Genomic DNA, 1,720 nt, shown 5'->3' on the forward strand with positions numbered 1-1,720 from the left:
GCAATTGCCATGTGACACCCTGTTTGTTTTTTGCACTAATTGAAAGTTAGTTGAAAATATAAAAAATACAAACATTAGGATGGGTGTCTTCTTTGTTTTTCTTTGTTTATTTGTTTTGGGTGTCCTTTTTATTTTGAAAATATAAAAAATACAAACTTTAGTATTTGGTTGAAAATATAAAAAATACAAACTTTAGGGTGGGTGTCCTTTTTATTTTATTTAGTACAATCAATACTATGAATGTATTGAAACTTATGTGGTTTGTCTTGTGTTTTAGTTTGGCCATAGCATTTCCAATCATCGCCATGGCTTACTTGGTCTATTACTTTGCAACTATGCGTAGTAGGTCCAATTACCAATAATCAGCATTGTCATATCTCTGTGGCCATGGCGTCCTACATTTTTGGCAGCTTTGATGATGCGATTGACTTCATCGGGTAGAAGATATTCACGCTCACGAACTTGGCTGTATTTGGGTGGGGTTGGAAGAACTTTCCGATTTTCGATGGTTGGCGTGGTACTGTGATGATACTTGAACTCTACAACTTTACTCATATTGGCTCCGTTAACTTTCCCGATTATAGCCTAAAATGGGAATATTTTATACGGTGATGATGATTGCTAGTAATGTTGAAACGGGTGTGAAGCTGTGATGATGGGCGACAATTCAATGGAATTGCCGCCAGAGCAGCACCTGTTAACTATCGGCAACCTCAAACTCAGTTGAAGTTAAAATCAATATAGCCTTTGTCTCCCCTTTGGAGTCAGAAAACTCCACATCAAAATTTCCGTCTTCAAAGTCCTCAATGATATAACCTTCACTTCCTTCATTGACGCCCTTTTCTCTATACGCTGAAGATGTCAGTCTAATTTTGCTATATATTTTTATCATTCATCACCTCATGAATCCCGAAAATGGTGTGGATAGTGATATTGAACCATCCTTCCTTATCATCCAGCCAGACTTGATGTGGGCACTTTTTCCGCTAGCCGCACCAACCCCTCGAAGGTTTATACCAATGCTTATACGTTGTCCGTACTGAGTCATCTCACCTGCGGTATACTTCCCTTGGGAAAATAGTTTTGCGGCCTGTGATTGGTACGTTTTGGCTAGTTGCGCAGAATGTTCAGCCGTATAGCCTAACCCTCTATATATGGCATCTTTACCGTGAGTTGCACCTTCTTTGAATATGTAAGCTGAAAACTTTTCAGTGGCTACAGTGGCGTTGACTCCAGTTCTCATTCCGAAGAGGCCTTTAGCCCAATTGCCAGCCTTGCCGAGCCAGCTAGTAAATAAACTAGACAGCCACTTTAATTGAGCAAATATAACAGTGCTATTAAGTTTACGACAAATAAACTAGACAGCCACTTTAATTGAGCAAATATAACAGTGCTATTAAGTTTACCATTTTGGGCTAAAACTTATCTCTTTTTCTATTATCACTCGCTCATCGTTCATTAAGTGAGCGGTTATCACTGTTAAACCTAAATTACACGCATGAAAATGACTGCATGACTGCATGACTGCATGATTGCAGATTTAATTCTTTATTGAGGACTTCTTGTAAATAAACTAGACAGCCACTTTAATTGAGCAAATATAACAGTGCTATTAAGTTTACCATTTTGGGCTAAAACTTATCTCTTTTTCTATTATCACTCGCTCATCGTTCATTAAGTGAGCGGTTATCACTGTTAAACCTAAATTACACGCATGAAA

3 protein-coding genes are annotated in these 1,720 nt (G+C 38.1%); all 3 read right to left on the reverse strand.

Going from position 1 to position 1,720, the window contains the following annotated elements; all coding sequences use genetic code 11:
- Positions 1 to 333: 333 nt before the first annotated feature.
- Positions 334 to 555 carry a hypothetical protein gene (locus C7Y70_RS20405; RefSeq protein ID WP_135476851.1) on the reverse strand — a complete coding sequence of 74 codons (222 nt, stop codon included), beginning with the start codon at positions 553 to 555 and terminating at the stop codon, positions 334 to 336.
- A 142-nt stretch (positions 556 to 697) separates the two neighbouring features.
- Positions 698 to 892 (reverse strand): DUF4926 domain-containing protein, encoded by a 195-nt coding sequence (locus tag C7Y70_RS20410; protein WP_135476853.1) that lies wholly within the window; start codon positions 890 to 892, stop codon positions 698 to 700.
- Positions 893 to 895: 3 nt separating this feature from the next.
- Positions 896 to 1,243: a DUF6883 domain-containing protein gene (locus C7Y70_RS20415; protein WP_135476855.1), complete on the reverse strand. Its 348-nt coding sequence runs from the start codon at positions 1,241 to 1,243 to the stop codon at positions 896 to 898.
- Between the last annotated feature and the right edge of the window lie 477 nt (positions 1,244 to 1,720).

This window comes from Pseudoalteromonas sp. KS88 (assembly GCF_004766475.1).
GTDB lineage: Bacteria > Pseudomonadota > Gammaproteobacteria > Enterobacterales > Alteromonadaceae > Pseudoalteromonas.

Excerpts from the sequence above, each read along its gene's own strand:
- C7Y70_RS20405 (WP_135476851.1), bottom strand. The coding sequence starts at position 555 with ATGAGTAAAGTTGTAGAGTTCAAGTATCATCACAGTACCACGCCAACC.
- C7Y70_RS20410 (WP_135476853.1), bottom strand. The coding sequence starts at position 892 with ATGATAAAAATATATAGCAAAATTAGACTGACATCTTCAGCGTATAGA.
- C7Y70_RS20415 (WP_135476855.1), bottom strand. The coding sequence starts at position 1,243 with ATGAGAACTGGAGTCAACGCCACTGTAGCCACTGAAAAGTTTTCAGCT.